At 71.1% G+C, this 25885-nt stretch carries 31 protein-coding genes; 12 read left to right on the top strand and 19 right to left on the bottom strand.

The window, feature by feature from the left end; all coding sequences use genetic code 11:
• Positions 1-26 precede the first annotated feature (26 nt).
• On the top strand, positions 27-1502 hold the full coding sequence (locus ACIO5E_RS00745; protein ID WP_400661881.1) for an MFS transporter: 1476 nt from the start codon (positions 27-29) through the stop codon (positions 1500-1502).
• Between the two features lie 211 nt (positions 1503-1713).
• On the opposite strand, the gene ACIO5E_RS00740 is transcribed toward ACIO5E_RS00745, so the two are convergent.
• The 7 genes from ACIO5E_RS00740 to ACIO5E_RS00710 form a co-directional block, all read right to left on the bottom strand.
• Entirely contained in the window at positions 1714-2157 is a 444-nt protein-coding gene (locus tag ACIO5E_RS00740) for an alpha/beta hydrolase (RefSeq protein WP_280676949.1), read from the bottom strand.
• A gap of 185 nt (positions 2158-2342) precedes the next feature.
• Entirely contained in the window at positions 2343-3272 is a 930-nt protein-coding gene (locus tag ACIO5E_RS00735) for a phosphatidylinositol-specific phospholipase C (RefSeq protein WP_280676951.1), read from the bottom strand.
• 37 nt (positions 3273-3309) lie between these two features.
• Positions 3310-3777: a transposase family protein gene (locus ACIO5E_RS00730; RefSeq protein WP_400661877.1), complete on the bottom strand. Its 468-nt coding sequence runs from the start codon at positions 3775-3777 to the stop codon at positions 3310-3312.
• Between the two features lie 161 nt (positions 3778-3938).
• Positions 3939-4790 carry a class I SAM-dependent methyltransferase gene (locus ACIO5E_RS00725; protein ID WP_400661874.1) on the bottom strand — a complete coding sequence of 284 codons (852 nt, stop codon included), beginning with the start codon at positions 4788-4790 and terminating at the stop codon, positions 3939-3941.
• A 220-nt stretch (positions 4791-5010) separates the two neighbouring features.
• Positions 5011-5613: a nucleotidyltransferase domain-containing protein gene (locus ACIO5E_RS00720; protein ID WP_400663369.1), complete on the bottom strand. Its 603-nt coding sequence runs from the start codon at positions 5611-5613 to the stop codon at positions 5011-5013.
• 275 nt (positions 5614-5888) lie between these two features.
• The gene (locus ACIO5E_RS00715) at positions 5889-6026 is read right to left on the bottom strand and encodes a DUF397 domain-containing protein (protein ID WP_400663366.1); all 138 of its coding nucleotides are present in this window, start codon (positions 6024-6026) and stop codon (positions 5889-5891) included.
• Between the two features lie 34 nt (positions 6027-6060).
• Positions 6061-6831: a helix-turn-helix transcriptional regulator gene (locus ACIO5E_RS00710; protein ID WP_400661871.1), complete on the bottom strand. Its 771-nt coding sequence runs from the start codon at positions 6829-6831 to the stop codon at positions 6061-6063.
• A gap of 203 nt (positions 6832-7034) precedes the next feature.
• On the opposite strand from ACIO5E_RS00710, the gene ACIO5E_RS00705 reads away from it, so the two are divergent.
• The 5 genes from ACIO5E_RS00705 to ACIO5E_RS00685 all read left to right on the top strand — a co-directional run bounded on the left by ACIO5E_RS00705 (position 7035) and on the right by ACIO5E_RS00685 (position 10224).
• Positions 7035-7412 carry a hypothetical protein gene (locus tag ACIO5E_RS00705; RefSeq protein ID WP_400661868.1) on the top strand — a complete coding sequence of 126 codons (378 nt, stop codon included), beginning with the start codon at positions 7035-7037 and terminating at the stop codon, positions 7410-7412.
• The gene (locus ACIO5E_RS00700; RefSeq protein WP_280676964.1) at positions 7409-7531 is read left to right on the top strand and encodes a hypothetical protein; all 123 of its coding nucleotides are present in this window, start codon (positions 7409-7411) and stop codon (positions 7529-7531) included. The genes ACIO5E_RS00705 and ACIO5E_RS00700 overlap by 4 nt, the downstream gene beginning before the upstream one ends.
• A 107-nt stretch (positions 7532-7638) precedes the next feature.
• Entirely contained in the window at positions 7639-8340 is a 702-nt protein-coding gene (locus ACIO5E_RS00695; protein WP_400661865.1) for a hypothetical protein, read from the top strand.
• Positions 8341-8399: 59 nt separating this feature from the next.
• Complete coding sequence (locus tag ACIO5E_RS00690) at positions 8400-8978, top strand: NADAR family protein (RefSeq protein WP_400661863.1); 579 nt, start codon at positions 8400-8402, stop codon at positions 8976-8978.
• Between the two features lie 172 nt (positions 8979-9150).
• The gene (locus tag ACIO5E_RS00685; protein WP_400661861.1) at positions 9151-10224 is read left to right on the top strand and encodes a hypothetical protein; all 1074 of its coding nucleotides are present in this window, start codon (positions 9151-9153) and stop codon (positions 10222-10224) included.
• Positions 10225-10328: 104 nt separating this feature from the next.
• Here ACIO5E_RS00685 and ACIO5E_RS00680 read toward each other — a convergent pair whose 3' ends face one another.
• Positions 10329-11711, bottom strand: a complete 1383-nt coding sequence (locus tag ACIO5E_RS00680) for a glycine--tRNA ligase (protein ID WP_030061233.1) — start codon at positions 11709-11711, stop codon at positions 10329-10331.
• Positions 11712-11902: 191 nt separating this feature from the next.
• Here ACIO5E_RS00680 and ACIO5E_RS00675 point away from each other — a divergent pair, with 191 nt between their 5' ends.
• Genes ACIO5E_RS00675 through ACIO5E_RS00660 form a run of 4 tightly spaced genes read left to right on the top strand, consistent with a single transcriptional unit; the run spans position 11903 to position 15082 of the window.
• The gene (locus ACIO5E_RS00675) at positions 11903-12889 is read left to right on the top strand and encodes a metal ABC transporter substrate-binding protein (protein WP_400661854.1); all 987 of its coding nucleotides are present in this window, start codon (positions 11903-11905) and stop codon (positions 12887-12889) included.
• Positions 12890-12906: 17 nt separating this feature from the next.
• Positions 12907-13671, top strand: a complete 765-nt coding sequence (locus ACIO5E_RS00670; protein WP_400661851.1) for a metal ABC transporter ATP-binding protein — start codon at positions 12907-12909, stop codon at positions 13669-13671.
• Positions 13668-14636: a metal ABC transporter permease gene (locus ACIO5E_RS00665; protein ID WP_400661848.1), complete on the top strand. Its 969-nt coding sequence runs from the start codon at positions 13668-13670 to the stop codon at positions 14634-14636. Before ACIO5E_RS00670 ends, ACIO5E_RS00665 begins: the two co-directional genes overlap by 4 nt.
• 35 nt (positions 14637-14671) lie before the next feature.
• Positions 14672-15082 (top strand): Fur family transcriptional regulator, encoded by a 411-nt coding sequence (locus tag ACIO5E_RS00660; RefSeq protein WP_280676976.1) that lies wholly within the window; start codon positions 14672-14674, stop codon positions 15080-15082.
• Positions 15083-15167: 85 nt separating this feature from the next.
• On the opposite strand, the gene ACIO5E_RS00655 is transcribed toward ACIO5E_RS00660, so the two are convergent.
• The 4 genes from ACIO5E_RS00655 to leuA all read right to left on the bottom strand — a co-directional run bounded on the left by ACIO5E_RS00655 (position 15168) and on the right by leuA (position 19649).
• Complete coding sequence (locus ACIO5E_RS00655; protein ID WP_400661845.1) at positions 15168-16007, bottom strand: isoprenyl transferase; 840 nt, start codon at positions 16005-16007, stop codon at positions 15168-15170.
• A gap of 4 nt (positions 16008-16011) precedes the next feature.
• Positions 16012-16758, bottom strand: a complete 747-nt coding sequence (gene recO, locus ACIO5E_RS00650) for a DNA repair protein RecO (protein WP_280676980.1) — start codon at positions 16756-16758, stop codon at positions 16012-16014.
• A gap of 192 nt (positions 16759-16950) precedes the next feature.
• Positions 16951-17613 carry a TerB family tellurite resistance protein gene (locus tag ACIO5E_RS00645; protein ID WP_400661843.1) on the bottom strand — a complete coding sequence of 221 codons (663 nt, stop codon included), beginning with the start codon at positions 17611-17613 and terminating at the stop codon, positions 16951-16953.
• 239 nt (positions 17614-17852) lie between these two features.
• On the bottom strand, positions 17853-19649 hold the full coding sequence (gene leuA / locus ACIO5E_RS00640) for a 2-isopropylmalate synthase (RefSeq protein WP_400661840.1): 1797 nt from the start codon (positions 19647-19649) through the stop codon (positions 17853-17855).
• A 331-nt stretch (positions 19650-19980) separates the two neighbouring features.
• Here leuA and ACIO5E_RS00635 point away from each other — a divergent pair, with 331 nt between their 5' ends.
• Together ACIO5E_RS00635 and ACIO5E_RS00630 are read left to right on the top strand one after the other, a co-directional pair.
• Positions 19981-21003 carry a M4 family metallopeptidase gene (locus tag ACIO5E_RS00635; protein WP_400661837.1) on the top strand — a complete coding sequence of 341 codons (1023 nt, stop codon included), beginning with the start codon at positions 19981-19983 and terminating at the stop codon, positions 21001-21003.
• A gap of 160 nt (positions 21004-21163) precedes the next feature.
• Positions 21164-21430 carry a protealysin inhibitor emfourin gene (locus ACIO5E_RS00630; protein WP_280676988.1) on the top strand — a complete coding sequence of 89 codons (267 nt, stop codon included), beginning with the start codon at positions 21164-21166 and terminating at the stop codon, positions 21428-21430.
• A 104-nt stretch (positions 21431-21534) separates the two neighbouring features.
• Here ACIO5E_RS00630 and era read toward each other — a convergent pair whose 3' ends face one another.
• The 7 genes from era to ybeY all read right to left on the bottom strand — a co-directional run bounded on the left by era (position 21535) and on the right by ybeY (position 25884).
• Positions 21535-22464 (bottom strand): GTPase Era, encoded by a 930-nt coding sequence (gene era / locus ACIO5E_RS00625; protein WP_400661833.1) that lies wholly within the window; start codon positions 22462-22464, stop codon positions 21535-21537.
• 59 nt (positions 22465-22523) lie between these two features.
• Positions 22524-22682: a hypothetical protein gene (locus tag ACIO5E_RS00620; protein WP_280676992.1), complete on the bottom strand. Its 159-nt coding sequence runs from the start codon at positions 22680-22682 to the stop codon at positions 22524-22526.
• A gap of 132 nt (positions 22683-22814) precedes the next feature.
• Complete coding sequence (locus ACIO5E_RS00615) at positions 22815-23168, bottom strand: hypothetical protein (RefSeq protein WP_063351091.1); 354 nt, start codon at positions 23166-23168, stop codon at positions 22815-22817.
• Between the two features lie 31 nt (positions 23169-23199).
• A complete protein-coding gene (locus ACIO5E_RS00610; protein WP_400661831.1) occupies positions 23200-23745 on the bottom strand; it encodes a DUF4383 domain-containing protein in 546 nt (181 codons plus the stop codon).
• Between the two features lie 29 nt (positions 23746-23774).
• A complete protein-coding gene (locus tag ACIO5E_RS00605) occupies positions 23775-24011 on the bottom strand; it encodes a hypothetical protein (protein WP_280676998.1) in 237 nt (78 codons plus the stop codon).
• 33 nt (positions 24012-24044) lie between these two features.
• Complete coding sequence (locus ACIO5E_RS00600; protein WP_400661827.1) at positions 24045-25370, bottom strand: hemolysin family protein; 1326 nt, start codon at positions 25368-25370, stop codon at positions 24045-24047.
• Positions 25371-25389: 19 nt separating this feature from the next.
• Positions 25390-25884: an rRNA maturation RNase YbeY gene (gene ybeY / locus ACIO5E_RS00595; protein WP_030061268.1), complete on the bottom strand. Its 495-nt coding sequence runs from the start codon at positions 25882-25884 to the stop codon at positions 25390-25392.
• Between the last annotated feature and the right edge of the window lies 1 nt (position 25885).

Here is a 25885-nt window from a genome sequence, read left to right as displayed (position 1 = left end):
GTACGGAGCAGCGGATCGTATGACCCGTGACCCAACAACTCGCCGTCGCCCCCAACCCGGTTCGCGCCGCCGTCACCCCCGACGCCGCGGCCACCGCCGCGCGCACCTCCTCCCTCAGCACCCCCTCCCTCAGCACCGCCGGGCTGGTCACCGTCCTGCTCGGGGCCTTCCTGCCGATGCTCGACTTCTTCATCGTCAACGTCGCCCTGCCCACCATCGACCACGACCTGGCCGCCGGGCCCGCCGTTCTCGAACTCGTCGCCGCCGGCTACGGCATCGCCTTCGCCGTTCTGCTCGTCCTCGGCGGGCGCCTCGGCGACATCTTCGGCCGCCGCCGGCTCTTCGTCGTCGGCGCCGCCCTCTTCGCCCTCACCTCGCTCGCCTGCGGCCTCGCCCCCGGCGCCTGGACCCTGGTCGCCGCCCGCGCCGCCCAGGGCGCCTCGGCCGCGCTGCTGATCCCGCAGGTCCTCGGCACCATCACCGCCGCCACCGACGGCGCCCGGCGCGGCCGCGCCCTCAGCATCTACGGCGCCGTCGGCGGCATCTCCGTCGTGATCGGGCAGGTGCTCGGGGGCATGCTCGTCGCCGCCGACCTGTTCGGCACCGGCTGGCGCTCCGTCTTCCTGCTGAACGTGCCGTTCGCACTGCTCGCCCTGGTCCTCGCCGTCCGCTACGTCCCGGAGAGCCGGGCCTCCCAGGCCGCCCGGGTCGACGTGCCCGGCACCGTCCTGCTCACCGCGGCGCTGCTCGCCCTGCTCGTCCCGCTGATGGAGGGCCGCGCCGCCGGCTGGCCGCTCTGGTCCTGGGTGCTGCTCGGGCTGTTCCCGGTCTTCGCCGTCGCCTTCGCCGTGGTCGAACGCCGGGCGGAGCAGCGCGGCGCCACCCCGCTGGTGCCGCCGTCCCTGCTGCGCATCCCCGAGATGCGGCGCGGCCTCGGCATCGCCCTGCCCTACTTCAGCGGCTTCGGCGGCTTCATGTTCGTCATCGCCGTCGCCCTCCAGCAGGGGCTCCACCTCGGACCGGTCGCGGCCGGCTGGGCGCTCGTCCCGATGGCCGTCGGCTACTTCACGGCCTCGCTCTCCGGACCCCGCCTGATCGGCCGCTACGGCAGCCGGGTGCTGAGCGCCGGCGCCGTCGTCCAGGCCGCCGGCCTGGCCACCCTCGCCGTCACCGTGCTCGCCGACTGGGCGCACTTCTCCCCGCTGCGGATGGCCCCCGGCGTCGCCCTCGCCGGCATCGGGCAGGGCCTGATCGGCACCCCGCTGTTCCGGGTCGTGCTCTCCAAGGTGCCCGCCGCCCGGGCCGGCGTCGGCAGCGGCGTCCTGGCCACCGGCCAGCAGTCCAGCCTCGCGCTCGGCGTCGCCACCCTCGGCACCCTCTACCTGTCCCTCTCCCCCAGCCTCGGCATGGACCGCGCCCTCGCCCTGTGCCTGGGTCTGCAACTCCTCGGGTCCTTCACCATCCTGTACCTGACCACCCGTCTCCCCCGGTCCATCGGCTGAGGCCGGCGCAGGGTCACGGTTGTCGCAACGGCCTCGTGCCACCCGGGTCGACCGGGGTGGCACGAGGCCGGTCGGCGGTCGACGGTCGGCCGTCTCCGGCCGCGTCCTGGAGGCGATCGCCCCGGGTGCTGCGGCTGGACGAGGGCCAGCGCGAGTACCTGCTCGACGACCGTGTGATCAACACCCCTCCACGAACGTCCGCGGAGCCGCGTCAGATTTCGAGCGAGCCGACGAAGCGGTCCAGTCGCGAGACGACCTGCCGCAGCACCCCGGTCGACCCCACCGCATCATCCGCCAGCTCAAGGGAGTGATCCGCCGAGGGCACCTCCAGGACCTCGTGCCCCACCGACCCGGCGGCCTGTCGATCCCACAGCTTGTCGGCGCTCCCACCGACCAGGAGCGTCGGCGCTTCGGATCGGCGCAACGAACGGACCACTTGGTCGAGGGTCAGGACAGGGGTCAGCCAGGCCGCCGCCATCCTCTGATCGGCTGCGATGCCACAGGCGAGCGAACCCAAGGACTTGCCGACAAGGAGACGACAGGCCCCCTCCTCGGCGGCGACGGCCTGGCCGACCTGCCGCTCGACCCATGCGATCCGGTCGTCCACGGTGAGCCCGCGGAAGTCGCCCGGAACCTGCCACCACAACTCCTGCACCGTCCATCCGTGTTGGAGGAGCACGGCACGGGCGAAGTGGAGCAGCGGCCTCGCGGGCGAGTACCCGACCCCGGGAACGACGAGTGCGACGCGGTCGCGGTCGCCGTCGAAGCGAGTGGGGCCGGCGAAGGGCGAGGAATCAGACATGATGGCAGGCTACCCACCGGCGGGAGTCGGCGGCCCGGTCAGCGGCCGATGAAGTTCTTGTCGATGAGCAGTTGCAGGACGTCGGTGTGGAAGTCGGGGAAGTCCATCGGGACGATGCCGAAGTGGGCGGGCTGCTGGCGGCGGGCGTTCAGGTAGTCGTGGACGGGCGGCATGATGGCGGCCGCGTTGACCTTGGGCCAGCCGCCGTTGGCATAGCTGGTGAAGTTCACGAACATCCGTGGGGAGCCCTGGTCGAGGAAGGCGCGGTCGAACCAGTCGACGACGGCCTGGGACTTGGCGGCGAGACTGATGCCCTGGAAGGTGTCCTGGGTGGCGAACCAGGTGTTGGTGGCGCTGGACCACTGGATGACGGACCAGGGGTTGCCGAAGTCGGCGGCGAGGACGATCCGGCCACGGGCCTGGCCGAGCGTGGGCCACGAGGGGTTCGTCCAGAACAGGCCCCGGTAGCCGAGATCGTCGAGGTAGTGGTTGATCCGGCGCTGGAACTCGGTGTCGTCGAGCCGGTTCCCGCCCGCGTACTCGTTCCTGACCCGCATGACCAGGCCCTCGCCCGGGTTGGCGGCGAGGAAGGCGCGGCACTGGTCGAGGACGTCCTGGAGGCGGACGTACTGGTAGTTGTCGCTGTGGTAGATGCCGAGTTCGTCGGCCGTCCCCGCGAGTCCGTTGCAGCGGATGTCCAGGAAGCGGATGCCGCGCTGGAGTTGCTCGGGCACGCCCCAGTTCTGGGTGTGGGACCACTCGGTGCCGTGCAGCGGGTCGGTGCAGCAGGAGTCGTGGGTGCCGGGGATCGTCAGGGCGGTCAGCGGTGTGGCGTCGTCCAGGGCGCTCATCCAGGAGGACGGGCCGACGGTAGCGGCGGCGGCCGAGGGGCTGAACGCGGCGGCGGCCAGGAGAGCGCCACCGGCACCGGCTCCCCAGCGCAGGACGTCACGACGGGTGGGGCTCATGAGTGCTCCTCACATCGGCCTCGGGGGAGGGGACATGTCATGCCCCCTCCCGGATCTGCTCGATGGGGCGGGCTCCGAAACCCCGGGGCGCCGCGCGAGAAGTCGGACCAGCCGACTTCTCGCGCGGCGGGTCAGGCAGCGATGCCCCTTCCGTGGAGATGGGCGTCGACCGCAGCCGCTCGGTCCGTCGCCCGAACCTGCGGGTGAGACCGGGTACTTGCTCGGCGAAGGTCATGCGCTCGCAGGATTCCTCCTCGCAGACGAACCTCCGCACCCGCAATGACACCACGACGAACTTGCCCGCCGTCGGCAGATCACGAGGAAATCGCAGGTAGGAGCCGCGCATTCGCCCCGACCAGCACCCGCACCCCGGACAGGCCGCCCACCCTGCGGTCGTACGGGCCTCGACCCGGACGACCGTGTCGATCACCTCGACCGATTCCACCAACACGCCCTCGACCGAGGAAAACAGCAGCTCGTTCAACTGCGGCAGCACTTCGTTCACGGCTAAGGACTGTCGACCAAACCACCGTCCAACCAGGCGACTTTCGGGCGGACTTCAGTGGTCGTAGGCGGTCAGTGCGCGCATGACTGGCTGGCCGCGCACGGACCTGGCTCCACTCATCAGGCCCCTTGGAATCGATCATCTAGGGAACCGGGGGCGCTCTACCGGCGGACCGCCGAGATCAGTCCGCCGGGCCGCTCCTCGCGCTGCGGCGGGGTACTGATCGGGCGGCCGTAGGCGGCAGCGCGCTCGCGCAGGGTGTGGCTGTCGGCCTCCCAGCCGTGCCCGGCCAGCCACCCCACCGGGTCGTCGGGCATCTCCGAGACCCACATGGACGCCGCCGATCCCGGCGCGGCGTCCGCGCCGAAGCGCTCGATCACGCCGCGCGAGCCCAATGTCAGCCCCATCCGACTGCCTGCCGCCGACTGCGTGCTGATCCGGGCCAGCAGTAGCTCCACCGCATCCTCGGGCAGATAGATCAGTAGTCCTTCGGCGATCCATGCGGTCGGCACGGTCGGGTCGTGCCCTGCGGCGGCCAGCGCGCCCGGCCAGTCCTCACGCAGATCCACCGCGACGGTGATCCGCTCGCAGCGTGCGACGGCCCGTTCCTGGCGCAGCACCGAAGCCTTGAAGTCCAGTGGCGCGGCGGTGTCGACCTCGAACAGCCGGGTGCCCTCGGGCCAGTCCATCCGGAAGGCCCGGCTGTCCATGCCGGCGCCGAGCAGCACGACCTGCCGGACCCCGGACGCGGAGGCCTGCTGCAACAGGTCGTCGAGGAACTTCGTCCTGATGACGATGGAGAACGACACGGCCAGCCGGCGGCGTCGCGCGGTCTCGTCATCGGGCAGCGGCGACGAGGAGGGCCACAGGCCGCCGGCGGTGGCGAAGGCCTGTGCCAGTGGGTCGCGGAACAGCGCGTTCTCCCGCTCGGTCTCCAGCGCCCGCACCCTGGCCACCCCCACCGCCGTGGCCCACACTCCCGACGGCTGCACCCGCTCCTGCTCATCAGTCACCGCGCCAGCCTAGGTGATCGATATCCAAGGGGCCTGATGAGGGGAGCCGGCTTCATGCGCGGCCAGCCAGTCATGTGCGCACTGACCGCCTACGCCGACCGGTCCCCGTGCACTGACCTGGTCCGACGGGACCTACACCTTCAGCGTCACCACCGGCGGGCCAACACCGCTCTCGGACAACGAACTCATCCGCGTCGCAGAGGGCCTCAAGTAGCCGCCGCTACAACGCGTCCAGCGAGGCCGGCCGGTGGGCTGGTCGAGGCAGAGCGACTGCCGATCCACGGACCTCACTCGGACCGCCGGCCCGCGCGCGGAGGGCTGTCTCCAATCGGGCGATGTCCTCGGCGTCCTTGGTCCGCCGGGGCCGGGAGGGGTCCCAGATCGGCATCATCCGTTTGATCTCGATCTGGGCCTGCGGACTCACGACCGCGCACCGCAGGCCACCGATACGACCCGGAGCGGCATCGAGCATCCCTTCGGGCCAAGGTGTACCGGCCCAGGGGCCCCCGGCGACCACCACACGGCCGGCCGTATCCCGGTCCAGGAGCGTGAAGCTGCTCCCCAGCCCGCCCTTGACGACATCGAGCTGCAGATCGGGCGGTGGCCCTGAGACCGGTTGATAGCCGTGCAGCAGCAGGCCTTCAGACAGCTTCCCGGCATCCTTCGCCCAGGCGAACCAGTCGATGTCCTCGTGGTCCCGGGTGACCTCTCCGAGGAAGAAGTCCATGGCCCATCCGCCCCGAAGCCACATCTCGGCCCCAAGGGCTCCGGCAACCTCCACGGCCTCAGCGATCAGGCGGAGTTGTTGATCAGCACGTCCCATGTCCACAGCCAGGCAGGCTACGCGGCAACCGCTCTGCCCGGCGTGTCATTCATCCCCCCAGAACGGGCGAACGGTGCCCTATGCGGCACTAGCGGACGACGGGTGTGCGGCCGCTGCTCCAACCGGTGAGGCGCTGTCGACCACGACCACCGCGGCGGACGGCACCAGGCTGTTGGGCTTCGGCGCGGCGGGGTCGTCCTCGTAGTCACGCCTGGCCATGCGGGACGCCTCCGGCGGGAACGGCGGCCTTGGGCGCGGGGCCCAAGGCCGCGAGATCAGATGCTGGTGCCGAACTCGCCCGCGCGGACGGCGGTCACGAAGGACTGCCAGGCGGCGGGGGTGAAGGCGAGGGCCGGGCCCTCAGGGTCCTTGGAGTCGCGCACACGGCCAGAGTGGGCGTCGTCGACCTCCACGCACGAGCCGTTGTCGGAGTTGCTGTAGCTGCTCTTACGCCATCGAGTTGGCTGCTGACCCGTGCTTGCCACTCTCGTATCCCTCTGCGATCGACTGGATGAAGGCCAGAGATGCCCGCGCGGACAGCGCGGTGGCCCGAGTCAGATCGTATGCGCGATGGCACTTGGCCAGCATCTGCGGGTCATCCAGCAGTTGGCCAGCATAGGCCGACTCGCTGTACGCGAGGGGCGGAGCGTCATCGAACGTCATCAGACAGAGCAGACCCGAGAGCGCATGAGCCCCAGCCTCAAATGTGACGACCTGAAGAACCATGCGCCGCAGCCTGGCCATTTCTGCCAGATGTCGCAACTGGTGGGCCATAATCCGGCGGCTACCGATCACCCTGCGGAGCACTGCCTCGTCGAGGATGAACCACAACTCAGGCCCATCTGGTGCCGTGATGCGCTGTCCTCGCTCCATTCGCGAGGCAACATTCGCAACAATCTGTTCCTCAGTCCAAATGGTTCCGGCATCCAAGAACAGTGCTCGCGCGTACTCCGGGGTCTGCAGCACACCTGGGACGATCTGCCCGGCGTACTCGCTGATTGTCAGCGCCCGAGCCTCGTGGTCGGAGGCATGCTCGAAGTAGTCGGAGAACCTCGTGAAGCCCAGCAGGGAGTGCAGCCGCTCCAGCACTCCACCTGTAGAGAGCGCCTCATCGATCCGCTTGGACAGGTCGAGCTGCGGCACCCTCACCGCCGTCTCCAACTGTCCGATGTACCCGCCTGAGACGAACACCAGCGCCCCGAGCTTCTCCTGCGACATGCGCGGGACGACCGCCTCACGCAGTCGGCGCAGCTCTGAGGCGTAGTACTCACGTGGGGTCATTCCTCCGAGGAGGACTTCCGGCCTGGGCATCGGGCTCTCCCAATCCTTACACGCAACAAGCTGTAACCAGTTGGCTTCACAGCGTAGCTCCGCACCAGCAATCTGGAGACCCAAACGTAAAACTCACCAGGAGCAGCGCCATGGCTTCCATGCTCAGAAGAATCACCGCCGAGGACCGCCGCGAGGCCGCCGACGCCCTCGACGACCTCAAGGCGACCCTCGCCTATGCCGGCACCCAACTCCCCTCCCCCGGGATCGACTGGCAGTGCGCCTCCGTCACCGGCATCGTCCTCATCGACCTCGGCGCCGCTCCGACCTCCGTCGTCGTCCAGATCGTCGACGTCCTGCGCGCCGGTGTCCGCGCCCGTCGCGAGCAGGCCGACCAGCAGCCGTGGTACCCCGCCGTCGGTGCGACCGTCACGCTCCACGCGCCCGGCGGCGTGCCCCTCGCCGCCAAGGTCGTGGGCGCGAACGAGAAGTTGATCACCGTGCGGCTCGACAGCTGGCTCACCCCGTGAGGCCCGCCACCACCGCCCTCGACGCCCTCGTCTACGACAGTCGCACCGGGCAACTCGCCGACCGGCTTGAGGCACGCGTCGCCCTGACCAGCCCGGCGCTGGAGCACTCCACCTGCTGACGCATCATCAGCATGCGTCCGGGAATCGGGTGATCCCGGGACGGCAGGGCCGACCGGTGGAATGCTGTGGCACAGCTCGACCACCACAAGCACCCGGGGAGTCACCCATGCCACTGTTCGGCAGCCGCAAGAACCTTCCGAGGCCGCTGTGCGACGAGCACGGCCCATGCCAGGCGCTGGCCAGGATCTCGGTCTTCGAGGTCCGGGACCGGCTGCGGCTCCTGATCACCAGGAGCCGCGGCCTGGGGCCCGATCCGATGGCGCGGCAGATCGACGACGAGCTGTCGGTCGTCCTCTGCGTGGACGCCGGCAAGCGGGCCGGCAAGACCGAGGCCCTGTCGATAGCCGAACACGCCGCCGACCAGTGGAGCATCAGCCGGGCCGAGCTGTGGGAGCGGGCCTTCGCGAACCTGGCCACCGAGCAACTCAACCGGCAGGTCTTCGACGCGTCCAACGGCGACACCATCCACACCGTCAACGGGACGGGGGCCTGGCCCGGCGCCGCCCACGCCCTGCGCCTGGAGCACGCCCTGGGCGGGGGCATCGAGCTGCCCCACGGCGCCCTGGTCGCCCTGCCGACGAACAACGCGCTCTGCGCGGTCCCGATCCGCACCGGCCTGTCGCTGAACGCCATCCGCTTCCTGATCGACCTGTCGAAGGAGCTCGCGGCCGGCGACCCGGCCCCGTTGACGCCGTCGCTCTTCTGGTACCGGGACGGCTGGATCGAGAACCTCAACGTCGGCGCGGACGGCATGATGCGGGTGTCGACCCGCTTCCGGGACATGGCGAACGCCCTGCCCGCCGGCTGACCCCACCGGCCACCGAAAACCCGCTGGCTCGACAGCCCCCTTTGCGTCAGAATGACGATATGAGTGAGATGCATGTGGGGGACCCTGCCGACGTCCGTAGCCGGGAGGAGTTGGCGGCGCTGGTGGCCGCCGGGGCGCGGCCGAAGTGGCTGATGTTCTGGGGGCACACCGAGCGGAAGGGCGGCGGGACCCGGCAGGAGTGCCTGAGCCAGTGGTGGCCCGGGGAGTTCACCGTCGACGGGGTGGCGTACGCGTCCGCCGAGCACTGGATGATGGCGGGGAAGGCCCGGATGTTCGGGGACGAGGCCATCGAGCAGCGGGTGTTGAGGGCCAGGACGCCGGCCGAGGCGAAGAAGCTGGGGCGGCTGGTCAAGGGGTTCGACGAGGCGACGTGGACGGCGGGGCGGTTCGAGCTGGTCGTCGAAGGGAACGTGGCGAAGTTCGGGCAGGACGAGGCGCTGCGCGCGTACCTGGTGAGGACGGGGCAGCGGGTGCTGGTGGAGGCCAGCCCGGTGGACCGGATCTGGGGCATCGGGCTCGCGGCCGACGACATCCGCGCGGAACGACCCGACGAGTGGCGGGGGCTGAACCTGCTCGGCTTCGCACTGATGGAGGCGCGGACGCGGCTGGCCGCATGAGGGCGGTCGTCCCGCTGCGGAGCGCGACCGGCGCACTTCTCGCAACGGCCGCCGTCTGCGCGCTCCTTGACACCAGTCGCGCACGACTGGACGTGCTCCCTTAACTCCCCCGCCATATGACAACACCAGGATGTCCCGCAGTCAGGGGCGAGATGGACGGGGTGGGGCGATCATGCGCATGGGGCCGACGGCACAACCCGCAGACCGAGACCCGGAGGGCGAGCAACAGGCGTACGAACTCCGGGCGGAGCTGGACGAGTTACTCCGCGCGAGCCGCTACGCGAGCCAGCGGGAGCGGCGGTTGAACGAGGCGATCCGGGCGGCGCCGGGCCGCCAGCGGCCGGACGGGGACCTGCTGCGACAGTTGGCGCAGGCACGCACCCTGCGCGAGGGCCTGGGCGCCCGCTGCCTCCAACTGAGCGACCAGCTGGAGGCGTTGGAGAACCGGCTCCGGCACCGGCGGTCGCCCGAGGAGCCGACGGCCCAGGCACCGCCTCCCCCGGCCCGCCCCGACATCGGCGCCCTCGCCGAGCGGGTGTCGGCCCTGCACCGCGCCGGCGCCTTCACCGAGGCGACGGAGCTGCTGTCCCGGGCGGCCACCGGCCTCGATCCGGCGGACGCCGCGCTGCTGGTCGGCATGCTCTCCCGGCGCGGCCCGACCGGCGCGGCCCTCCAGTTGGCCAGGAGCGCGGCGCAGTGCGCCCCGGACCAGGCGGTGGCGATGCTGGCGCAGTTGCGCGAGCTGGGGCTGGCGGAGGAGGCGGCGGAGCTGTTCCACGCGTTCTGGGGCTATCCGGCGTCGGCGCTGCCCGCCCTGCTGGCGGCGCTGGAGCGGGCCGGGCAGAGCGCGGACGGCGCGACGCTGCTGTGGGAGTGGGGTTCGGCGCCGACGCCGGAGGTGACGGCGCTGGCGACCGGCCTTCAGCGCACGGGTCGGCACGCCGACGTGCGGACGCTGCTGCGCCAGGCGGCCGGCCGGCCGACGGCGGATCTGACCGCGCTGGCGACGGACCTGCCGGCCGAACTCGCGACCGTCCTGCTGCACGAGCTGGCGGCCCTGCGCCCGCCGGTGGAACTGGTCCGGCTGGCGGCCGCGTTGGACACCAGCCCGGAGCTGTACGGGCAGTTGCTCGCCGCGCTGCTCGCCGACGGCGCCCGGCACCGGACGACCCTCGCCGCCCTGCGCAGCGCCGGCCTGCCGACCGAGCCGGCGGCGGCCCCCCGGTCCCGCTGGGGCAGACGGTAGCGCCGGCCGGTGAGCGGAGGGCGGAACCGCCGGGAACACGCAGGAGCCCCCGCCCGCCCCGAACGGACAGGGGCGAACGAGGGCTCCCGCAGAGCGAAGCGGGCTCAGCAGCCGATCAGCCGCGCCGCCAGGTACGCCTTGACCTGGTCGAGCGAGACGCGCTCCTGCGACATGGTGTCGCGGTCGCGGACGGTCACCGCGTTGTCCTCGAGGGTGTCGAAGTCGACGGTGACGCAGAACGGCGTGCCGATCTCGTCCTGGCGGCGGTAGCGCTTGCCGATGGCGCCGGCGTCGTCGAACTCGACGTTCCACGCGGTGCGCAGGTCGGCGGCCAGGCCGCGGGCCTTCGGGGAGAGGTCGGCGTTGCGCGACAGCGGCAGGACGGCGACCTTGACCGGGGCCAGGCGCGGGTCGAGCCGCATGCCGACGCGCTTCTCCATGACGCCCTTGGCGTTGGGCGCCTCGTCCTCGAAGTAGGCGTCGATCAGGAAGGCCAGCATGGCGCGGTTGAGGCCGGCCGCCGGCTCGATGACGTACGGGAAGTACCGCTCGCCGGACTCCTGGTCGAAGTACTTGAGGTCCTGGCCGGACGCCTCGCTGTGCACCCGCAGGTCGTAGTCGGTGCGGTTGGCGACGCCCTCCAGCTCGGAGAACTCGCTGCCGCCGAAGTTGAAGCGGTACTCGATGTCCACCGTGCGCTTGGCGTAGTGGGAGAGCTTCTCCTTCGGGTGCTCGAAGAAGCGCATGTTCTCGGTGCGCAGGCCCAGGCCGACGTACCAGTCCCAGCGCTGCTGGAGCCAGTACTCGTGCCACTGCTCGTCCTCGCCCGGCTTGACGAAGAACTCCATCTCCATCTGCTCGAACTCGCGGGTGCGGAAGATGAAGTTGCCGGGGGTGATCTCGTTGCGGAAGCTCTTGCCGGTCTGGGCGATGCCGAACGGCGGCTTCTTGCGCGACGTGGTCTGGACGGCCTTGAAGTTGGTGAAGATGCCCTGGGCGGTCTCGGGGCGCAGGAAGGCCAGGCCGCTCGCCTCCTCGGTGACGCCGAGGTGGGTCTTCAGCATGCCCGAGAAGTCCTTGGGCTCGGTGAACTGACCCTTGGTGCCGCAGTCGGGGCAGTTGACGTCCTTGAGGCCGTTCGGCGGCGGGAAGCCGTGCTTGGCCTCGTACTTCTCCTCCAGGTGGTCGGCCCGGTGGCGCTTGTGGCAGGAGAGGCACTCGGTCAGCGGGTCGTTGAAGGTGGCGACGTGGCCGGAGGCCTCCCACACCTCGCGCGCGAGGATCACCGACGAGTCGAGTCCGACGACGTCCTCACGGGCCTGGACCATCGCGCGCCACCACTGGCGCTTGATGTTCTCCTTGAGTTCGACGCCCAGCGGCCCGTAGTCCCAGGCGGCACGCGTGCCGCCGTAGATCTCGCTGCAGGGGTAGACGAAGCCACGGCGCTTGCTCAGGCTGACGATCGTGTCGATCTTGTCGGCGGCCACAGTGCTCTCTTCAGTACGTACGGCACGGTCAGGGCACGGCTGGTTGCGCGTACCCGAATACCTCAGGTTACCGGCCATACGGGTACGGGGTTCAAATCGGTATCGTCCGGCCGACCCCACCCATCGCCATCTGCCGTTCACCCATCCGAGTGAGTTGACAATCATTTCCACTTGAGATGAGAATGATTGTCATGATGATCGGACGACGTGCCCGCAGCTCCATAGCCCTCGCCGCCACCGGCCTCGCCGCCTCCCTCGCCCTCACCGCCTGCGGAGGCAGCAGCAGCGCCGCGAGCGCCGACGGCAAGCTGAAGGTGGTCGCCTCCTTCTACCCGATGGAATACCTCGCCCAGCAGATCGGCAAGGACCACGTCGCGGTCACCGACCTCACCGCGGCCGGCGTCGAGCCGCACGACCTGGAGCTCACCGCCAAGCAGGTCGCCACCGTCCAGAAGGCCGACGCGGTCCTCTACCTCAAGGGCCTGCAGCCCACCGTCGACCAGGCGGTCGCCCAGTCCTCCAGCAAGCACAAGATCGACGCCACCGCCGCCAGCCCGCTGGTCGACCACCACCTCGACGAGGGCACCGCCGAGGCCGACGGCCACCAGCACGAGGGCCCGGCCGGCGACCCGCACATCTGGCTCGACCCGACCCGCTACGCGGCCATCGCCAAGAGCGTCGGCGACGAGTTCGCCAAGGCCGACCCGGCCCACGCCGACGACTACCGCCGCAACACCGACGACCTGGTCGGCCGGCTGACCACCCTGGACCAGGAGTTCCGGGACGGCCTGAAGGACGCCAAGACCAAGACCTTCGTCACCAGCCACGCCGCCTTCGGCTACCTCGCCGACCACTACGGCCTCACCCAGGTCGCCATCAACGGCGTCGACCCCGAGTCCGAGCCCACCCCGGCCCGCCTCGCCGAGGTGCAGAAGGCCGCCAAGGACAACGGCGTCACCACGATCTTCTTCGAGACCCTGGTCAGCCCCAAGCTCGCCGACACCGTCGCCAAGGACCTCGGCCTCAAGACCGCCGTCCTGGACCCGCTGGAGGGCGTCAAGGACCCCTCCAAGGACGACTACCTCTCGGTCATGAAGCAGAACCTGGCCAACCTCCGCACCGCCCTCGGCGACACCCCTGCCGCGAGCACCCCCACCACCGGCGCCACCACCAGCTGACGGGACGACAGCACACCATGACCCACCCGATACCCCCGGCCGTCCGCCTCCGCGACGCCGTCGCCTCGCGCGGCGGTCGGCCGGTACTGCGCGGCGTCGACCTCACCGTCCAGCCCGGCGAGGTGGTCGCCCTGCTCGGCGCCAACGGATCCGGCAAGTCCACCACCGTCAAGGCCGTGATCGGCTCCGTCCCGCTGGAGCAGGGTGCGCTGGAACTGTTCGGCGTCCCGTACGCGGGGTTCCGCGCCTGGCACCGGATCGGGTACGTCCCGCAGCGCACCACCGCCGCCTCCGGCGTCCCGGCCACCGTGCGCGAGGTGGTCTCCACCGGACGGCTGCCGCAGCACCGGCTGCTGCCGTTCCGCCGCCGGGACCGCGCGGCGGTGGACCGCGCGCTGGCCGCCGTCGGCATGCTGGAGCGGGCCGGGGACGGCGTCGCCGACCTGTCCGGCGGCCAGCAGCAGCGGGTGCTGATCGCCCGCGCCCTGGTCGGCACCCCCGACCTGCTGATCATGGACGAGCCGATGGCCGGCGTGGACGCCGCCAGCCAGCAGGTGCTCGCGGACACCCTGCGCGCCGAGGTCGCCCGCGGCGCCGCCGTCCTGCTCGTGCTGCACGAACTCGGGCCGCTGGAGCCGCTGATCGACCGCGCCGTGGTGCTGCGGGACGGCTGCGTCGCGCACGACGGCCCGCCCGTGCCCAACACCGGCCTGCACGCGCTGCCCGGCCACGACCACGTCCACCCGCACGCCGACCACACCCCGCCGAGGCTGCTCGCATGACCGAGATGCTCTCCTACGACTTCATGCAGCGCGCCCTGCTCGCCGCCGTCCTGGTCGGGATCACCGCCCCGGCCGTCGGCATCTACCTGGTGCAGCGCCGGCAGGCCCTGATGGGCGACGGCATGGGGCACGTCGCGATGACCGGCGTCGGCCTCGGCTTCATCTTCCAGACCAGCCCGGTCTGGATGGCCGTACTGGTCTGCGTGCTGGGCGCCGTCACCATGGAACTGGTCCGCTCGCGCGGCAACCAGCGCGGCGACATCGCCCTGGCGATGCTCTTCTACGGCGGCATGGCCTGCGGCAAGCTGCTCGTCTCGCTCTCCGCCCAGGCCGGCGCGGGCTCGCTGGAGAGCTACCTGTGGGGCTCCATCCTCACCGTCGCCCCCGCCGACCTGATCACCATCGCGGTGCTCGGTGCGGTGGTCGTCGCGGTCACCGTCGGCCTGCGCCGCCAGCTCTTCGCGATCTGCCAGGACGAGGACTTCGCCCGGGTCACCGGACTGCCGGTGCGCACGCTCAACCTGCTGCTCGCGGTGATGGCCGCGGTCACCGTCACCGTCGCGATGCGGGTGGTCGGGCTGCTGCTGGTCAGCGCCCTGATGGTGGTCCCGGTGGTCGCCGCCCAGCAGCTCACCCGGTCCTTCGCCGCCACCCAGGCGGCCTCGATCGCGCTCGGCGTGGTGGTCTCGCTGGCCGGCGTCACCGGCTCCTACCACCTCAACGTGCCCTCCGGCCCGGCCATCGTGCTGCTCGCCATCGCGGTCTTCGCCGTGTTCAGCCTGCTCGCCGCACCACTCGCCCGACGGCGCCACCGCGCCACCACCGACCCGGGGCCGAAGGTCTGCGACGTCGAACTGCCGGAGCGGATCCCGGGGCAGGTCCCGAAGCGGAACGCGGAGCAACTCCCGGGACGGGATTCGTCCGACGCGACCACTCCGGGGCGGGGGGCAGGGCTGGCACAATGAGGTGCGAGACGCCCCCCACCCCAGGAGGACCCACGGTGACCACCGCAGGCCCGTCGCCGCGTGCCCGCTCGACCCGGCAGCGTGCCGCCGTCTCGGCGGCCCTGGACGAGATCGAGGACTTCCGCAGCGCGCAGGAGCTCCACGACATGCTCAAGCACCGCGGGGACTCCGTCGGTCTGACCACGGTCTACCGCACCCTCCAGTCGCTCGCCGACGCCGGTGAGGTGGACGTGCTGCGCACCGCCGACGGCGAGGCCGTCTACCGCCGGTGCAGCAGCGGGCACCACCACCACCTGGTCTGCCGGCACTGCGGCGCCACCGTCGAGGTGGAGGGCCCGGCGGTGGAGCGCTGGGCCAACTCGGTCGCCGCGGAGCACGGGTTCAGCGACATCGCGCACACCCTGGAGATCTTCGGCACCTGCGCGGAGTGCGCCAAGAAGCTCTGAGCGGACGGTCCGGGCAACCGGCCCGAGCACGAGTACGGCGAAGGGCCCGCGGGAGCGAATCCCGCGGGCCCTTCGCCGCGTCGCGTCAGCGCTGGGTGGGCAGTTCCAGCGGCGCGGGGAGCTCGTTCGGGATCGCCCCGCCGAAGCGGCGGTCGCGCATCGCGTACTGCTCGCAGGCACGCCACAGGTCGCGGCGGTCGAAGTCCGGCCAGAGCACGTCCTGGAACACGAACTCGGCGTACGCGGACTGCCAGAGCAGGAAGTTGGAGGTGCGCTGCTCGCCGCTGGGGCGCAGGAACAGGTCCACGTCCGGCATGTCCGGGTGGTACATGTACTTGGCGAGGGTCTTCTCGTTGACCTTCTTCGGGTCCAGCCGGCCGGCCGCGACGTCGGCCGCGAGGGCCGCCGCGGCGTCCGCGAGTTCGGCCCGGCCACCGTAGTTGACGCACATGTAGAGCGTGACGGCGTCGTTGTCCTTGGTCTGCTCCTCGGCGACCTGCAGCTCCTGGACGACGCTCTTCCACAGCTTGGGCATCCGGCCCGCCCAGCGGACCCGCACGCCCATCGCGTCCATCTCGTCGCGGCGGCGGTGGATGACGTCCCGGTTGAAGTTCATCAGGAACTTCACCTCGTCGGGCGAGCGCTTCCAGTTCTCGGTGGAGAACGCGTACAGCGAGATGTTCTTCACGCCGAGCTCGATGGCGCCCTTGAGGACGTCCAGCACGACCGCCTCGCCGACCTTGTGGCCCTCGGTGCGCGGCAGTCCGCGCTCCTTGGCCCAGCGGCCGTTGCCGTCCATCACGATCGCGACGTGGTCGGGGACCAGCTCGCCGGGGATCTTCGGGGGCTTTGCGCCGCTGGGGTGCGGGGTCGGGGGGAGGTACTCCCGTTGCTTGCCGCCGCCGAAGAGCCGTCGCGCTGCCATGTGCTCACTTCTCCACGTATCTCATCGAGCGGATGCCCCGCTCCAAATGCCACTGCAGATAGGCCGCGACCAGGCCGCTGCCCTCCCGCCAGTACCTCGGCTCGCAGGAATCGGCCGTCTGCCAGTCCCCTGACAGCAGCGCCCCGAGCAGTACCAGTGTCTCAGGGGAGGGTACGGCACATCCGGGCACTCGGCAGTCCGGGCAGAGCACCCCGCCTGCGGGAAGGGAGAAGAAACGGTTCGGCCCCTCCAGGCCGCACTTGGCGCAGTCGGTGAAGCTCGCGCCGTACCCGTTCACCGCGAGCGAGCGCAGCAGGAAGGCATCCATCACCAGGTGCGATTCGTGCACCCCGGCCGCCAGCGTGCGCAGGCCGCCCACCAGCAGCAGGTACTGCTGGACGGCCGGCTCGCCCTCGTTCTCGGCGAACCGCTCGGCGGTCTCCAGCATCGCCGTCCCGGCGGTGTAGCGGCCGTAGTCGGTGACGATCGAACCGCCGTACGGCGCGATCGTCTCCACCTGGGTGCACAGCGGCAACCCGCGACCGACCAACTCACTCCCCCGGCTGAAGAACTGCACGTCCACGTGCGAGAAGGGCTCCAGGCGGGCGCCGAACTTGGACTTGGTCTTGCGCACCCCGCGCGCCACCGCACGCACCTTGCCGTGCTGTCGGGTCAACAGAGTGATGATCCGATCGGCCTCGCCGAGCTTCTGCGCCCGCAACACGACGCCGTCGTCCCGGAAAAGACTCATGGAAGCCATTCTCCCCCACCGACCGACAGCCGTGTTGCCCGCACCGAGTCCGTGGGGGAGGACCGTACGGTGCGGGTCACGGCGGGCCCGGAGGGGGGAGACGGGCCCGTTTTGTGGGGGATCGGAGATGGCTCGGAGGGATCGGAGACGGCTCAGGAGGGACGGGAGACGGGGAGGAGGTCCGGTACGGAGCTAGTACGGAGCCCGGGTCGCCGCCTCCAGCAGCGCCCCGACCCGGGACTGCGGCAGGTCCAGACAGCCCCCGACCGCGGCCAGCGCCTCGCGCTCCTGCGGCAGGTAGCGTCCGTCGGCCAGGGCGATCGCCGCGCCCTGCAGCAGCAGCCGCTCCCGGCCCTGGTGGGCCAGGTGCGGGGCGAGCGGTTCGAGCACCGCGTGCAGTTCCACGGCCAGGCCGCCGGCCATCCCGTGGGCGTCGTGCAGTTCGCCGCCGAGCCCGGACAGCGCGGCGAGCGCGGCCAGCACCTGGGCCTCGCCGCAGTCCTCGAACCCGGCCTCGCGCACCGCCGTGCAGGCCGCATCACGGGCCGCCCGGTGGGCGGTGCCGCCGGCCGCGAGCACGGCCAGCGCGATGGTGTACTGCGCGTCCCGCAGCATCGCGCCGAGACGTACGGAGGTCGGCTGCTCCAGGCTCTCGACGCCGTACCGGCCGCGGCAGCTGGTGCACTGCACGCTGCCGACCACCGGGCCGAGCGGGAGCACCGGGGTGCCCAGCAGCCGCAGCCACCGCCGGCCGTGCTGCCGGCGGTAGTTGCGGTCCCCGCCACAGCCCGGGCAGAAGAAGTCACCGAGAACGTCAGTCCGCCACCGCGGGCGAACACCCCACAACCTGGTCACGGCGCCACTCCCCAGACATGGCAGACGGCCTGCACAACAATGGGCAGGTCACGCGACCGGACACCTGGGCCGTCCCACCGACCCGGCTTTCCGGTGGATCGATGTTGCCATGGTTACCGGCACGTGTCAGTACCTCGAACGGCTTCCGACTCGAAAAAATGTGGCGCAGGACACAGCGGCCCCAGGCGCGACGAAGGGCCGCCCCGGAGGACGGCCCCGCCGCATGCCACTCGTACGAACTACCCGCGCTGCGCCCGGTTGACGGCGCTGATGATCGCCTTCAGCGAGGCCAGCACGGTGTTGCCGTCGATCCCGACGCCCCACAGCACCTTGCCGTCCACCGCGCACTCGACGTACGCCGCGGCCTGGGCGTCGCCGCCCTCGCTCAGCGCGTGCTCCGCGTAGTCCAGGACGCGGACGTCCACGTCGATCCGGGCCAGCGCGTCCGTGAAGGCGGAGACCGGACCGTTGCCGACACCGGTCAGGGTCACCGGTACGGAGTCCACCATCGCGCCGGCGATCAGCGCGTCCCGGCCGTCCTCGGTGGTCAGGGTGCGCGAACCGCTCAGCGAGATCCGGCCCCACGGGTTGTCGGGGGTCGGCAGGTACTCGTCCTCGAAGACCCGCCAGATCTCGGCCGGGGTGACCTCGCCGCCCTCGGCGTCGGTCTTGGCCTGGATGATCCGGGAGAACTCGATCTGCATCCGGCGCGGCAGGTCCAGCTTGTGGTCGTTCTTCAGGACGTACGCCACACCGCCCTTGCCGGACTGGCTGTTGACCCGGATGACCGCCTCGTAGGTGCGGCCGACGTCCTTCGGGTCGATCGGCAGGTACGGCACGCCCCAGGTGTGCTCCTCGACCGGGACGCCCGCGGCCCTGGCGTCCGCCTCCAGGGCGTCGAAGCCCTTCTTGATGGCGTCCTGGTGCGATCCGGAGAAGGAGGTGTACACCAGGTCGCCGGCGTACGGGTGGCGAGGGTGCACCTCCATCTGGTTGCAGTACTCGGCGGTGCGGCGCACCTCGTCGATGTCGGAGAAGTCGATCTGCGGGTCGATGCCCTGCGAGAACAGGTTCATCCCCAGGGTCACCAGGTCGACGTTGCCGGTTCGCTCGCCCTGGCCGAACAGGCAGCCCTCGATGCGGTCGGCGCCCGCCATGTAGGCCAGCTCGGCGGAGGCGACGGCGGTGCCGCGGTCGTTGTGCGGGTGCACCGACAGGCAGACGAACTCGCGGCGGGACAGGTTGCGCGACATCCACTCGAACTGGTCGGCCTGCACGTTCGGGGTGGCCCGCTCGATGGTGGCCGGCAGGTTCAGGATGATCTCGCGGCCCTCGCCCGGCTGCCAGACGTCCATGACCGCCTCGCAGACCTCCAGCGCGAAGTCCAGCTCGGTGTCCACGAAGATCTCCGGCGAGTACTGGTAGCCGAAGACGGTGTCCTCGCCCAGCAGCTTCTCCGCGTACTCCATCACCAGCCGGGTGCCGTCGGTGGCGATCGCCTTGGTGGCGGCCCGGTCGTTGCGGAACACCACCCGGCGGAACAACGGCGCGGTCGCGTTGTACAGGTGGACGGTCGCGCGGGGGGCGCCGACCAGCGACTCGACGGTCTTCTCGATCAGCTCCTCGCGGGCCTGCGTCAGGACCGAGATGGTGACGTCCTCGGGGATCGCCCCCTCCTCGATCAGCGACCGCACGAAGGCGTGGTCGGTGGCGCCGGAGGACGGGAAGCCGACCTCGATCTCCTTGTAGCCCATCGCGACCAGCAGGTCGAACATCTTGCGCTTGCGGGCCGGGGACATCGGGTCGATCAGCGCCTGGTTGCCGTCCCGCAGGTCGGTGGAGAGCCAGCGCGGCGCCTTGGTGATCACCCTGCTCGGCCAGGTCCGGTCCGGCAGGTCGACGGTGTCGAACGGCAGGTAGCGCCCGTGCCGCATGCCGGAGGGCTGCTGGCGCACGGAGGCGGCGGTGATCGGGGTGGGACGGTCGACGAAGGCGCGACCGGCGGGGATGGACGCGGCGGAGCTCTGCTCGGTCATGGAATGACTCTCGGCTTCCTGTGATGCGTGGTGCGGGACGGGTCGGGAAAGGTCAACACCGACTGGCCGGCCAGCTGCCGCTGGCGATCCTCCGTCGGATCGCCGGATGACGCGCACAGCTCGATCCCCGCGGCGAGGGAGCCGGCCCTGTGGACTACAGGCCCTCGACGCGGCAGCTAAGAAGAAGCAGCCCGTTGCGCATGATGGCCCCAGCGTAACCCAGGGCCGCGCGCCCCCGAAGTGATCCGGACCACCGTTCCACCCCTTGAGACACCGACCGGTCACGCCAAGGGTGGTGACAACCGGTCATCGAGGCCTCACCCTGGGCCACATGACTGCTGCAGTACCGCTCTGCGCGATCGTCCCGCCGTACGTCCTGGACCGCCTCGCCGAGGCCGGTCACGAGCCCGCCGTCCGCTCCCTCGCGCTCGACACCGCGCACCGCGCGGCCCGCCTCACCGCTCCCCCGCCCACCGGCGGCCACCCGGCCCCCAGCCGGGTGATCGCCGACGACGGCCACAGCCAGCGGCTGCCCGGCCGCACCGTCCGCACCGAGGGCCAGGCCCCGGTCTCCGACCAGTCCGTCAACCACGCCTACGACGGCCTCGGCGCCACCTTCGCGCTGTACGCCGACGTCTACGGCCGCCGCTCGATCGACGACCAGGGGCTGCGCCTGGACGCCACCGTGCACTACGGCCAGGACTACGACAACGCCTTCTGGAACGGCCAGCGGATGGTCTTCGGCGACGGCGACGGCCAGATCTTCGGCGACTTCACCGCCTGCATCGACGTCATCGGCCACGAACTCACCCACGGCGTCACCCAGTTCACCGCCGGACTGCAGTACCAGGACCAGCCCGGCGCACTCAACGAGTCGGTCTCCGACGTCTTCGGCTCGCTGGTCAAGCAGTACGCGCTGCACCAGGACTCCGCCGACGCCGACTGGCTGATCGGCGCCGGACTGCTCGCCCCCGGCGTCCAGGGCGTGGCGCTGCGCTCTCTGAAGGCCCCCGGCACCGCCTACGACGACCCCCAGCTCGGCAAGGACCCGCAGCCCGCGCACATGCGGGACTACGTGAACACCGCCGAGGACAACGGCGGCGTGCACATCAACTCCGGCATCCCCAACCACGCGTTCTACCTGCTGGCCACCGCCCTCGGCGGCCCGGCCTGGGAGCGCGCCGGGCGGATCTGGTACGACGCGCTGACCGGGCGCCGGCTGCCCGCCGACGCCGACTTCACCGCCTTCGCCCGGGCCACGGTGGCCGCCGCCAAGGCCCGCTACCCCGACCAGACCTCGGTGGCGGACACGGTGACGGCGTCCTGGGCACAGGTGGGCGTCAGCCCCGGCTGACGCCCACCCGGCCGGGCCCCGGTTGAGACCAGGTTGAGCCGGGCTTAGACCGACCGGCACATGGTGGGCGTCGCGGCGCCCACCATGTGCCGGTCGGTCCTAAGGTCACGGTCCGGGAAAAGCCCGGCGAACCCCCTCCCCGGGTAGCACCATGGACACCATGCGTATCCAGGTGACCCGGACCGGCGGCCTCGCGGGGATCGTCCGCCACGCGGAACTCGACACCGTCGACCGCACGGACGCCCCGCACGTCCACGCGCTCGCCCGCGAGGCCGTCGCGGGCGGGCTGCGGGCCCCCTCGTACGGAGTGCCGGACGGCTTCCACTACGAGATCACCGTCGACGGCCGGACGGTGTACTGCGCCGACCCGAAGCTCACCGACCCGCAGCGCGAACTGGTGTCGCTGGTGCTGCGCGAGGGCGCGTAAGCACCCACCGCGCACAGCACCCCGGCACCAGGGCGCCGGCACCAGAACACCGGGACACGGCGAAGGCCCGCCCGGACGGGCGGGCCTTCACGGGGAGCCGGGGCTCAGAACCCGAGCTTGCGCAGCTGCTTCGGGTCGCGCTGCCAGTCCTTGGCCACCTTGACGTGCAGGTCCAGGAAGACCGGCGTGCCGAGCAGCGCCTCGATGTGCTTGCGGGCGGTGGTGCCGACGTGCTTGAGCCGCGCGCCCTTGGCGCCGATCACGATCGCCTTCTGGCTCTGCCGCTCGATGTAGACGTTGGCGTGGATGTCCAGCAGCGGGCGGTCCGCCGGGCGGCCCTCGCGCGGGAGCATCTCCTCGACCACGACGGCCAGCGAGTGCGGCAGTTCGTCCCGCACGCCCTCCAGCGCGGCCTCGCGGATCAGCTCCGCGACCATGATCTGCTCGGGCTCGTCGGTCAGGTCGCCGTCCGGGTAGAGCGGCATGCCCTCCGGCAGCAGCTTGGTGATCAGGTCGGCGACCAGCTCCACCTGCTTGTCCCCGACCGCCGAGACCGGGATGATCTCGGCCCACTCGATGCCCAGCTCCTCGCCGAGCTGGTGGACGGCGATCAGCTGCTCGGCGAGCCGCTTGGAGTCGACCAGGTCGGTCTTGGTGACGATGGCGACCTTGGGGGTCTTCTTGATCTCGGCGAGTTCCTTGGCGATGAACTTGTCACCGGGGCCGAGCTTCTGGTCGGCGGGCAGGCAGAAGCCGATCACGTCGACCTCGGCCCAGGTGCTGCGGACCAGGTCGTTGAGGCGCTCGCCGAGCAGGGTGCGCGGCTTGTGCAGTCCGGGGGTGTCGACCAGGACGAGCTGGGAGTCCGGGCGGTGCACGATGCCGCGCACGGTGTGCCGGGTGGTCTGCGGGCGGTCGGAGGTGATCGCGACCTTCGTCCCCACCAGAGCGTTGGTCAGGGTCGACTTGCCCGCGTTGGGTCGGCCGACGAAGCACGCGAAGCCGGAGCGGTACGAGGAGGAAGGGGCACTCATGTGCTCCATTCTCCCTGATCACCGGAGCCGCGCCGTCCGGCCCCGCCCGCACGGCCCGATCAGCCCTTGCGACCGCCCCGCGCGACCAGCGACATCACCACCAGGACGACCAGGAAGGCGACCGAGCCCCAGAGCCAGTACGGCGAGCCGGTCTCCTGCCACTTGCCCATCCCCATCACGAACAACAGCAGCCCGGCGAAGAACGCCACCGCCCCCATGTGCCCAGCCCCCTCACCGAGTTCACTCCCCCGGTGAGATTATCTGCCAAGCCCGAGCAGGTGTTCGCCGGGCCGCCGCCGTCGCCCGACCCAGCGGGCCCCAGCAGAGCCTCGGCGGGCCCCAGCAGGGCCTCAGCGGGCCTCGGCCGCCACCCGCAGCGTCCCGTCCACCCCGGCCAGCAGCACGGGCGTCCCGGCCCCGCCGAGGTCCCGGACGGCCGCCAGGTCGGCCTCGGCCGGCTGCTCCGCCTCGCTCACCACGGCCGCCGCCTCCAGCGACTTCGCGCCGCTGGCCACCGCCATCGCCACCGCCGTCTGCAGCGCGCTCAGGCGCAGCGACTCCAGCGCGACCGTCCCGGCCACGTACGTCCGGCCGGTCTCGTCACGCACCGCGGCCCCCTCGGCGACGCCGTTGCGGGCGCGGGCCGAGCGGGCCAGGGTGATGATCTTCTTGTCTTCGGGGTCGAGCTCGACGATGTCACTCATGCCGCCGAGCATAGGCGGCCCCCGCGGCGGCTCAGTGGCCGACCGGGTGGGTCGGACCCGGGTTCGGGTTGAGGACCTTGACGAAGGTCTTCGGCCCGGACGGCCGCGCCGTCTCGCGCTCCGTCCGCTCGCGCCAGAACGGGTTGTCGTGCGGCAGGTGGCTGCTCACCCGGCCGTACATCCCGAAGGTCGTCAGGACCACTCCGAAGATGAACGCGAACAGCACGTTCGACATCCGGAAGTTGAGGATGTTGGCGTCCGGCCGCCCGAGCACCGCCAGGCCGTAGAAGCCGGAGAGGACGAACAGCAGGCCGACCACCATGTTCAGGTCGGACGCGAAGTTCCCGCCGATCACCGACCCCGCCACCAGGATCGCGCCCGCCACGATGGACAGGATGCTCAGCGCCCCGTTGGTCGACAGCCCGGCGATCCGGTCACCGTGCGTGGCGAGGAAGCCTGGTTCGCCGGCGAGTCCCAGGCACCCGAACACGATCAGGAAGATCCCCCCGAGCCCCGCTCCGATCCGCCACACCGTGACGAGGCGGGTGTCGACGGGCAGTTCGTCGTGCAGCTTCATGGCATGACCTCCACCATGGCGTAGCTGGCCTAACTGTAGGGGTGGCTCCCCTGCATGTGCGGCACCTCGTGCATGTAGAGCGAACCGCACTGCTGGCAGCAGCGCAGCCCGGTACCCCACTCCTGCTCGGGCCGCGTCTCGGCGTCGTCGGCCATGCTGCGGCCGCAGAGCGCCATCGCGGGGTCGGACTCGCGTACCACGTGCCAGACCCTGACCCCGCCGGTCGCCCCCTGCGGGCCGTACTCCGCGCGAAGTTGATGCGTCATGCTGTCCATGGTCGCCCCGCGACGGCGCGACCGCTACTCGCCGGGGTCCGTCCCGGCGTCGGCGGCCCTGCGGACCGGGGTCGCGACCATCGAGCCGATCCGGTTGCGGCGCCCGGCCGAGGACTCGGCGGTCAGCAGGATGCCGGTCAGCCCGGTGGCGGCGGGCTCGGGCAGCGGGATCTCGCAGGACGAGCCGGGGATCGGCACCCGGCCGAGGTGCTTGGCCAGCAGGCCGCCGACGGTCTCGACGTCCTCGTCCTCCAGCTCGATGCCGAACAGCTCGCCCAGGTCCTCCACCAGCAGTCGGGCGGTGATCCGGTACGAGCCGTCGCCGAGGTCCTCGATCGGCGCGATCTCCCGGTCGTACTCGTCGGTGATCTCGCCGACGATCTCCTCCAGGACGTCCTCGATGGTGACCAGGCCGGCCGTGCCGCCGTACTCGTCGATCACGATCGCCACGTGCGAGCGGCGCTGCTGCATCTCGCGCAGCAGGTCGCCGGCCGGCTTGGAGTCCGGCACGAAGACGGCCGGGCGCATCACCGCGCCGACCTCCTCGGACTCCGCCTCCCGGTTGATGTGGGTGCGCCGGACCAGGTCCTTCAGGTAGACGATGCCGACCACGTCGTCCTCGTTGTCCCCGACCACCGGGATCCGCGAGAAGCCCGAGCGCAGCGCCAGGGTGAGCGCCTGCCGGACGGTCTTGTGCCGCTCGATCATCACCAGGTCGGTGCGCGGCACCATCACCTCGCGGACGATGGTGTCGCCCAGCTCGAAGACCGAGTGCACCATCCGGCGCTCCTCGTCCTCGATCAGGTCGTCCTTCTCGGCGAGGTCGACCAGCGCCCGCAGCTCGGCCTCGGAGGCGAACGGCCCCTCCCGGTAGCCCTTGCCCGGGGTCAGCGCGTTGCCGAGCAGGATCAGCAGCCGCGGGATCGGGCCGAGCACCGCGGCCAGCGGCAGCAGCACGAAGGAGGCGGCCGTCGCGGTGGTGAGCGGGTGCTGGCGTCCGATCGTGCGCGGAGAGACCCCCACCGCGACGAAGGACACCAGCACCATCACGCCGAACGCCAGCAGCACGGCCTGCCAGGTCGGCTCGACGTTGCGCACGCACACCACGGTGACCAGGACGGCCGCCGCCATCTCGCTGGCCACCCGGATCAGGGTCGCCAGGTTGAGGTAGCGGATCGGGTCGGAGGCGACGGTCAGCAGCCGCGCCGAGCCGCGCCGCCCGGCCCGTACGGCCTCCTCCGCCCGGAACCGGGAGACCCGGGAGATGCCCGCCTCGGCGCACGCGGCCAGCCAGCCGAGGACGACGAGCAGCACGGCACCGAGGATGAAGCTCGTACTTTCACCACTCACAGGGGTTCGGGCTCCGCGCTCAGTGGGTGGTGGGGGCCGGGGAGATGCCGCCGAGGCCGCGGCCCGCCCGCCAGTCGTCCAGGATCCGCTTCTGGAGGGCGAACATCTCCTCCTCCTCCTCGGGCTCCTCGTGGTCGTAGCCGAGGACGTGCAGCACCCCGTGGACGGTGAGCAGCTGGAGCTCCTCGTCCATCGAGTGCTTGGAGGGGGCCGCCTTGCCCTGCTGCTCGGCGACCTCCGGGCAGAGCACGATGTCGCCGAGCAGGCCCTGCGGCAGCTCCTCGCCCTCCTTGCCGGGACGCAGCTCGTCCATCGGGAAGGACATCACGTCGGTGGGTCCGGGGAGGTCCATCCACTGGATGTGCAGCTCCTCCATCGCCGCTCCGTCCACCAGGATCACGGACAGTTCGGACTGCGGGTGGATCCGCATCTTGTCCAGGGCGAAGCGGGCGACGTCGAGGATGGCTTCCTCGTCAGCGTCCCAACCGGACTCGTTGGCGATGTCGATCGACATG

It is taken from the genome of Kitasatospora sp. NPDC087314 (genome assembly GCF_044744365.1).
GTDB lineage: Bacteria > Actinomycetota > Actinomycetes > Streptomycetales > Streptomycetaceae > Kitasatospora.
This window is presented reverse-complemented; position numbering and strand designations above follow the sequence as displayed.

Excerpts from the sequence above, each read along its gene's own strand:
- ACIO5E_RS00735 (WP_280676951.1), bottom strand. The coding sequence starts at position 3,272 with ATGAGCCCCACCCGTCGTGACGTCCTGCGCTGGGGAGCCGGTGCCGGT.
- ACIO5E_RS00720 (WP_400663369.1), bottom strand. The coding sequence starts at position 5,613 with ATGGGACGTGCTGATCAACAACTCCGCCTGATCGCTGAGGCCGTGGAG.
- ACIO5E_RS00710 (WP_400661871.1), bottom strand. The coding sequence starts at position 6,831 with ATGTCGCAGGAGAAGCTCGGGGCGCTGGTGTTCGTCTCAGGCGGGTAC.
- ACIO5E_RS00705 (WP_400661868.1), top strand. The coding sequence starts at position 7,035 with ATGGCTTCCATGCTCAGAAGAATCACCGCCGAGGACCGCCGCGAGGCC.
- ACIO5E_RS00695 (WP_400661865.1), top strand. The coding sequence starts at position 7,639 with ATGCCACTGTTCGGCAGCCGCAAGAACCTTCCGAGGCCGCTGTGCGAC.
- ACIO5E_RS00690 (WP_400661863.1), top strand. The coding sequence starts at position 8,400 with ATGAGTGAGATGCATGTGGGGGACCCTGCCGACGTCCGTAGCCGGGAG.
- ACIO5E_RS00685 (WP_400661861.1), top strand. The coding sequence starts at position 9,151 with ATGCGCATGGGGCCGACGGCACAACCCGCAGACCGAGACCCGGAGGGC.
- ACIO5E_RS00675 (WP_400661854.1), top strand. The coding sequence starts at position 11,903 with ATGATGATCGGACGACGTGCCCGCAGCTCCATAGCCCTCGCCGCCACC.
- ACIO5E_RS00670 (WP_400661851.1), top strand. The coding sequence starts at position 12,907 with ATGACCCACCCGATACCCCCGGCCGTCCGCCTCCGCGACGCCGTCGCC.
- ACIO5E_RS00665 (WP_400661848.1), top strand. The coding sequence starts at position 13,668 with ATGACCGAGATGCTCTCCTACGACTTCATGCAGCGCGCCCTGCTCGCC.
- ACIO5E_RS00655 (WP_400661845.1), bottom strand. The coding sequence starts at position 16,007 with ATGGCAGCGCGACGGCTCTTCGGCGGCGGCAAGCAACGGGAGTACCTC.
- recO (WP_280676980.1), bottom strand. The coding sequence starts at position 16,758 with ATGAGTCTTTTCCGGGACGACGGCGTCGTGTTGCGGGCGCAGAAGCTC.
- leuA (WP_400661840.1), bottom strand. The coding sequence starts at position 19,649 with ATGACCGAGCAGAGCTCCGCCGCGTCCATCCCCGCCGGTCGCGCCTTC.
- ACIO5E_RS00635 (WP_400661837.1), top strand. The coding sequence starts at position 19,981 with ATGACTGCTGCAGTACCGCTCTGCGCGATCGTCCCGCCGTACGTCCTG.
- ACIO5E_RS00630 (WP_280676988.1), top strand. The coding sequence starts at position 21,164 with ATGCGTATCCAGGTGACCCGGACCGGCGGCCTCGCGGGGATCGTCCGC.
- era (WP_400661833.1), bottom strand. The coding sequence starts at position 22,464 with ATGAGTGCCCCTTCCTCCTCGTACCGCTCCGGCTTCGCGTGCTTCGTC.
- ACIO5E_RS00620 (WP_280676992.1), bottom strand. The coding sequence starts at position 22,682 with ATGGGGGCGGTGGCGTTCTTCGCCGGGCTGCTGTTGTTCGTGATGGGG.
- ACIO5E_RS00615 (WP_063351091.1), bottom strand. The coding sequence starts at position 23,168 with ATGAGTGACATCGTCGAGCTCGACCCCGAAGACAAGAAGATCATCACC.
- ACIO5E_RS00610 (WP_400661831.1), bottom strand. The coding sequence starts at position 23,745 with ATGAAGCTGCACGACGAACTGCCCGTCGACACCCGCCTCGTCACGGTG.
- ACIO5E_RS00605 (WP_280676998.1), bottom strand. The coding sequence starts at position 24,011 with ATGACGCATCAACTTCGCGCGGAGTACGGCCCGCAGGGGGCGACCGGC.
- ybeY (WP_030061268.1), bottom strand. The coding sequence starts at position 25,884 with ATGTCGATCGACATCGCCAACGAGTCCGGTTGGGACGCTGACGAGGAA.